The organism is Galbitalea sp. SE-J8 (assembly GCF_030345695.1).
GTDB lineage: Bacteria > Actinomycetota > Actinomycetes > Actinomycetales > Microbacteriaceae > JAUASV01.
In genome coordinates this window covers 1-6195 of the sequence record NZ_JAUASV010000041.1, presented here as the reverse complement: position 1 = coordinate 6195, position 6195 = coordinate 1, and the positions used below count along the sequence as shown (strand labels likewise).

The window sequence follows — 6195 nt, the reverse complement described above, 5'->3', positions numbered from 1 at the left end:
ATCCGCCTCGTCGGAGCCGTGCTCGCCGAACAGACCGACGAGTGGGCCGAAGGCCGCCGCTACCTCGGCCTCGAGATGCTCGCGAAGTCCCGGCTGACCCTCGACACCGACACCGACACCGACGCCAAGGAGGTCTCCACCGACAGCGCCCTCGAACTCACCGCCTGAACCATCAACAGTTCGAAGGAACCCGAGCTACACCACTACCTGGGGCTTGACCGTCGCTGGCTTCGTGGAATGGCTGCCCGCACGGGTCGAGGTCTCGTTGCGGAAGCTGACGGCTGCGACGGTGATCGAGTGGGTGAACCTGGAAGCTGCGCGCGGGTTGAAGGCCTCGACGCTGGGCAAGCAGATGGTGATGCTGCGTTCCTTTCTGCAGTTCTGCCACCGCACGGGCAGGACGGGCCGAGACTTCGTCGGTGTGGTTCCGCACGCCGCGGCGTGGCGGCTCTCGTCGATCCCTGACCCGGTGCCAGTCGGGACGATCGAGGCTCTCTTCGGCAGTCTCGATCCGCGTTCTCCGAAGGGGTTGCGGGACCGGGCGATCCTGTTCCTGCTGACTGGGCTCGGGCTGCGGGCGTGCGAGATCGCCGGTCTGCGGCTGGACGATATCGGGTGGCAGAGCGGCAGTATCCGCATCCGTGGGAAGGGTGACCGGGTGGACGAGCTCCCGTTGCCCGGCGAGGTCGGGAAAGCATTAGAGGACTACGTCCTGAAGGGCCGTGGCGGCCTGGTCGAAGGCGACGCGGTGTTCTGGACGGTGATCGCGCCGGTTCAGCCGTTGACGGCGAATGGGGTCTGCGGTGCTGTTCGTCAGCTCTGCGTGACCGCTGGGATCACGAAGTTCGGCCCGCACCGGTTGCGGCAGACGTTCGCCACCGGGGCGCTGGCGTCGGGCGCGACCCTGCAGGAGGTCCAGGGCCTGCTGCGTCATCAGCATCTGCGCACGACCGCGATCTACGCGAAGGTCGACACGAACCGGCTCACCCAGCTCGTCCCGGAGTGGCCGGCTGCGGCATCGGTCAGGTGGGCACGATGAGCGGCCTGCGCACCCTCGCGGACAGTTACCTCGCGACCCGGCGGGCGCTGGGGTTCAAGCTGACCGCGCCGGGCAAGACACTCGATGCGTTCGTGTCCTGGATGGACGAGCGCGGTGAGCCGACGATCCGCCGGGACTTGGCGACCGCCTGGGTCTCGCAGTTCTCCCGTCGCACGGTCCCGGAACGCCTGAACCACATCCGCCAGTTCGCCGAGCACGCCGCCTGGTTCGACCCCGCCACCGAGGTCCCGCTGGTCGACGGGAACCCCTACGGCAGTCACCGCGCTCACCCGCTGATCCTCACCCCACCGCAGATGGACGCGCTGCTGACCGCGGCGGGCAGGCTGACGCCGACGGTTCGCGCGGCGTCGTGGCAGACGCTGCTGGGCCTGTTGGCCGTGACGGGGCTGCGGATCAGCGAGGCACGGGGCCTCAACGACGCCGATATCACCAAGGACGAGAACAGCGATGGCGGCTGGGTGCGGGTCACGGACACCAAGTTCGGCAAGTCCCGGCTCGTTCCGATCCATGCCTCGACACTGGCCGCGATCCGCAGGTTCCAGCGGCTGCGGGATCGCACGTTCCCGGCCCCGAAGACCACGGCGGTGTTCGTCGCCCGCCGAGGCACCAGGATCGCGAGATCAACCGCGGGACAGACGTTTCAGGAGGTCCGCACGATGGCTGGCCTGTCAGGCGGGCCGACAACACCAGCGGTGAGGTTGCATGACCTGCGGCACTCGTTCGCGACGAACACGCTCATCGGGCACATTCGCGCCGGCGGCGACGTCGATCAGATGATGCCGGTGCTCTCGGCCTTCCTCGGACACGTCAGCCCGGAATCCACCTACTGGTATCTGTCGAACACCCCCGAACTCGCCGCGGCTCTCGCCGAACGCATCCAAGTTGCGGGACCCGGTCATGAGTGATCTCGCGCCGCTGCTGCAGAACTTCTTCACCGACAAGCTCGACCGGCACCTGAACGCCAGCCCCCACACGAAAGCCGCCTACGCCGACACGTTTCGGCTGCTGCTGCTCTACGCCCAGGACGCGACACGCGTCGCCCCGTCCGAGCTGACCCTGGCAGACCTGAACGCGGACCTGATCGGCGGGTTCCTGCAACACCTGGAGACGATCCGCGGGAACTCCGCCGCCACCCGCAACGCCCGCCGAGCGGCGCTCAGATCGTTCTTCACCTACGCCAGCTATCGGGCACCGGACTCGATCGCGACGATCAGCCAGGTCCTCGCGATCCCCGCGAAACGCACGAAGACAACGCTCGTGTCGTTCCTCACCACACCAGAAGCTGAAACGTTGATCGCCGCCCCGGACACCGACACATGGCTCGGGCGTCGCGATCGTCTCCTGCTGCACCTGGGCATCCAGACCGGGCTCCGCGTCAGCGAACTGGTCAGCCTCCGCGTCGGTGACATCCAGATCGGCCCGCGCAGTCATCTCGAATGCGTCGGAAAGGGACGCAAGCAGCGCATCATCCCGCTCCAGAAGAACACCGCAGCGCTCCTTGGCGCCTGGTTCCGCGAGGTCCCGGCCGCACCCGATACGCCGTTGTTCCCCAGCCACGCCGGGACAGCGCTGACCAGAGCCGCGGTCGGCAAGCTCGTCACACGCCACGCGAAGACCGCCGCCGAGCGCTGCCCTTCGATCACGAGGAAGAACGTCACTCCGCACACCCTCCGGCACACCTGCGCGATGAGTCTGCTGCACGCGGGGATCGATACCGCGAGCATCGCGCTCTGGCTCGGGCACGCGAACATCCAGACCACGCAGATCTACCTCCACGCCGATCTGGAACTCAAACGCCGAACCCTCGACCGCCTCCCCGCGATCGATGAGCAGCCGCCAGCCCGCTACCACGCCTCCGACGCCCTGCTGGCGTTCCTCGCAAACCGATGACACCGCCGATGGTTATGTTGACCGAACCATCCCCCAGGGCCTGCCAGCACCCGGCTCAAGAACGACGATCAACATAACCACGAGGGCGACATACCATCGCCCGATCACTGCTCGAAACCGGCGGATTCAGAACCCGGCTTGTCGCTTGATTGCGAAGAGCCACCAATCTGACCGGTCGAAGTGTCACCACCAACGCACCGGGAAGTGTCACCGATGTCCTGATGCAGAACTGTCACCGATGTCCCGCGAGATAACATACACTCGTGTTATGGCCGTCAAACCTCCCTGGAGCAAACTCCACAGTCGCACGCGCCGTCGAGGCGCGGTGCTGCTCGCCATTGCCTCGATCGCGATCCCTGCCGCTGTTGTCCCTGCCGCTAGCGCGTCCGCAAACTACTGCGACGGATCGCCCGCGGCCTCGGGATCGACTTATGGCAAGCCCTGGATATCTGGTTCGACACCAGCGATCAAGGGCCGCCCACTCTGCGACACGACTGTGACGCCGAACATCCACACCGGACAGGACTGGGACAAGAACCCCCCACATTTCAACCTCTACTCGCCGAACAACGGCATCGTCCTCGAGCGCTTCACCGACGACTGCATGGGCAAGACGCTCGTGCTGAAATTCGGGGACGGCAATCGCGCAGCCTACGGGCATATGAGCAGCGTGGTCCCTCACGTCGGAGATTCCATCACGAAGGGTGACTTCGTTGGCGAAACGGGGAACACAAGTTGTTACGGCTCCGGCTTCCCTGACCACCTGCACTACAGCATGTTCTCGACCGGATGGAACGGTTGGGCGAGCACCCATTTCTACGAACCCCGTGGCTTTCTGGGAAGTCACGGCGTGACCTGGGTCGGATCGGAGTAGAGGAAATGATGAAGAAGGCAGCATTCCGGACCGCAGGGCTCTTCGCACTCTTGTTGTCGGTCGCTGGTTGCGCCGGTCCCGTGGGCTCTGCGGGCCAACAAGCCCCAGCGACGGCGGGTCCTACCCGCACGGCCAACTCCGAGGACCCATTTGCATCCTATTCAGAGAGTATTGATTGCACGGCGCTTATCGCGCCCGAACGATTGAAGGCGCTCCAAGAAAAGGGGTGGCAGCAATACGGCGCCGATTACGTGCGCTCTGCGGGTGCAACGTACGATCCCTCGTCTGACGGGCCGTCGCCACTACGGATCGTGCTCTACGGGGGAAACATGTGCGCATGGGGCTCGGGCGATGAGGAAGCGATTCTCTACGGCTACGGCCCGCTTCCGGCGGACGTCGCCGGTCGGGAGCGCCAGTTGCTCATTGATACCGGTTCGAAGCCGCTTGAGGGTGCTTTGGAGGCCTACACAAACCCCTACGGGTACGACGGCGGCTGGGCATTCGGCAGCGAGCAGTGGGCATATGCCCTGGTCACCAATCCGGAAGACGACGGTGCCGCACTTCTCGACGAGCTGATCGCGAGGATTCCCAAGTTCTGACAGACTCGGGTGGTCGCGCCGACGAGGCGTGACCACCCGGATCTGTCTCCATCGAGTGAAGAGAGAATTCGTCCTAATGCACAACCGAAAGCCGATTCTCGCGAGCGTCATGCTGCTCTCGATAACCCTCGCAGGTTGCAGTGCGACCAGTCGGGTGTCCCCGTCGGAGACCAGCACCCCGCCTGCGCCCGTGGCAACCTCGGTCGCGTCAACGACGTCGACTCCGACAGCAACGACTCCGGAAAGCTCGCCCACCTCGACCAACTCAGCGACGCCGGCAGGAGCGGCGACGCTGACGCTCGACGGTCTCGGAGATCTCCAGATCGGCCAGAAGGTGCCCGAAGACACAAAGCTCGTGGAGTGGGGCGACTTCTGCGGGTTTGGGACTTCCCAGTGGCACGCGCCCGGCGCAACGCGCGACGACCTCGGAGACGTGAGTGTGCGCACCGCGTCCTGGGCCATCGATGGCGAGCTGCAGGACATTTGGGTCTGGTCCCCGGGTATCTCGACAGCCGAGGGGATCCACGTCGGCTCTTCCCGCGCCGCCCTGGAGAGCGCGTACGCAGAACTCGAAGAGAAACCCGACGGCAACGACGGGGCCGGCACCACGTCGATTTACACAATTCGCGGGGATGAGTCAACGATGGTCTTCGAAGTTTTGAACCCTGGGAGCAAGATTTCCGCGTCGAGCACTGCCGAACCTGACACGATCATCTGGATGTATCTGCAAACCGCCGATCAGGAAATTCGAACGCTCGACGGAATGGCGCTCCCCGGCTCGTGCGGGTAGCTCGATTGCGTCGCGAGTCGTTCGCCGCTAGCGGGTTAGGTTCGCTCAGGTAGTGCTGCCCGCCCACAAGCAGCGATCGGTCGATTGACGGCTCATCGCAATCGAGGGTGTAGTGGCGGGTAGCGCGTCGCTGGCGGAGTGAGGGTCGAGGTCTTCCGAAGATGGAAGTTCCTACGCCTCCTCGCCGAAAGACCTCGACGTGCTTCACGCTACCTTCGTCCCTGCTGACTTGTCCGTCTTCTGCTGTCTCGACGAGCTCGGGCTCGTTGCTACCGGCCAGCGCGTGAGGCCAGAGCGGGCGGTCATCGAGTGCCGTGTCGTCGAGCCGGACAATTGGTGCAGGGCGTGTGGCGCTGAGGGAGGGCCGCGCGGGACGATCGTGCGCAGGCTCGCGCATGTGCCATTCGGGATGCGCCCGACCACGCTGCTGGTGCGGGTGCGCCGCTACCGGTGTTCGGGTTGCGGCCGCCTCTGGCGGCAGGACACGACTCGGGCGGCCGAACCCCGGTCGAAGCTGTCGCGGGCAGCGATTCGCTGGGCGTTGACCGCGCTCGTCGTCGATCACCTCACCATCGCCCGGGTCGCCGATCATCTCGGTGTCGCCTGGCACACTGCCAACACCGCGGTCCTCGCCGAGGGCCGCCGGGTGCTCATCAACGATCCGACCCGACTCGACGCGGTGACGGTGATCGGCGTCGATGAGCACGTATGGCGGCACACCCGGCACGGCGACCGATTCGTGACCGTGGTCATCGACCTGACGCCGGTGCGGGACGGCACCGGCCCCTCCCGGCTGCTGGACATGGTTCCTGGTCGCTCCAAACCGGTGTTCTCCGCATGGCTCAGGCAGCAGAGTCCCGCATTCCGGGACGGGATCGAGGTGGTCGCGATGGACGGGTTCACCGGATTCAAGACCGCCGCCGCCGAAGCGTTGCCGGACGCGGTGGAGGTGATGGACCCGTTCCATGTCGTCCAGCTCGCC

Annotated in this window: 7 protein-coding genes and 1 pseudogene; all 8 read left to right on the top strand. The window is 65.6% G+C overall.

What is annotated here, in order from left to right; all coding sequences use genetic code 11:
* Positions 1 to 168, top strand: a pseudogene (locus tag QT381_RS15555) (IS256 family transposase); the annotation flags it as partial.
* Positions 169 to 232: 64 nt separating this feature from the next.
* Complete coding sequence (locus QT381_RS15550; protein ID WP_289249943.1) at positions 233 to 1039, top strand: tyrosine-type recombinase/integrase; 807 nt, start codon at positions 233 to 235, stop codon at positions 1037 to 1039.
* Positions 1036 to 1965 carry a tyrosine-type recombinase/integrase gene (locus tag QT381_RS15545; protein ID WP_289249942.1) on the top strand — a complete coding sequence of 310 codons (930 nt, stop codon included), beginning with the start codon at positions 1036 to 1038 and terminating at the stop codon, positions 1963 to 1965. The genes QT381_RS15550 and QT381_RS15545 overlap by 4 nt, the downstream gene beginning before the upstream one ends.
* Positions 1958 to 2950, top strand: a complete 993-nt coding sequence (locus QT381_RS15540; RefSeq protein ID WP_289249941.1) for a tyrosine-type recombinase/integrase — start codon at positions 1958 to 1960, stop codon at positions 2948 to 2950. Before QT381_RS15545 ends, QT381_RS15540 begins: the two co-directional genes overlap by 8 nt.
* A 268-nt stretch (positions 2951 to 3218) precedes the next feature.
* A complete protein-coding gene (locus tag QT381_RS15535; RefSeq protein ID WP_289249940.1) occupies positions 3219 to 3824 on the top strand; it encodes a M23 family metallopeptidase in 606 nt (201 codons plus the stop codon).
* A 5-nt stretch (positions 3825 to 3829) separates the two neighbouring features.
* Positions 3830 to 4423 carry a hypothetical protein gene (locus QT381_RS15530; protein WP_289249939.1) on the top strand — a complete coding sequence of 198 codons (594 nt, stop codon included), beginning with the start codon at positions 3830 to 3832 and terminating at the stop codon, positions 4421 to 4423.
* Between the two features lie 190 nt (positions 4424 to 4613).
* Complete coding sequence (locus tag QT381_RS15525; RefSeq protein ID WP_289249938.1) at positions 4614 to 5213, top strand: hypothetical protein; 600 nt, start codon at positions 4614 to 4616, stop codon at positions 5211 to 5213.
* Between the two features lie 199 nt (positions 5214 to 5412).
* Positions 5413 to 6195, top strand: a 783-nt coding sequence (locus tag QT381_RS15520; protein ID WP_289249937.1) for an ISL3 family transposase, incomplete at its 3' end; no start/stop codon positions are given.

Bases quoted from the DNA above. Each gene is read 5' to 3' on its own strand.
- QT381_RS15545 (WP_289249942.1), top strand. From the start codon at position 1,036: ATGAGCGGCCTGCGCACCCTCGCGGACAGTTACCTCGCGACCCGGCGG.
- QT381_RS15540 (WP_289249941.1), top strand. From the start codon at position 1,958: ATGAGTGATCTCGCGCCGCTGCTGCAGAACTTCTTCACCGACAAGCTC.
- QT381_RS15535 (WP_289249940.1), top strand. From the start codon at position 3,219: ATGGCCGTCAAACCTCCCTGGAGCAAACTCCACAGTCGCACGCGCCGT.
- QT381_RS15530 (WP_289249939.1), top strand. From the start codon at position 3,830: ATGATGAAGAAGGCAGCATTCCGGACCGCAGGGCTCTTCGCACTCTTG.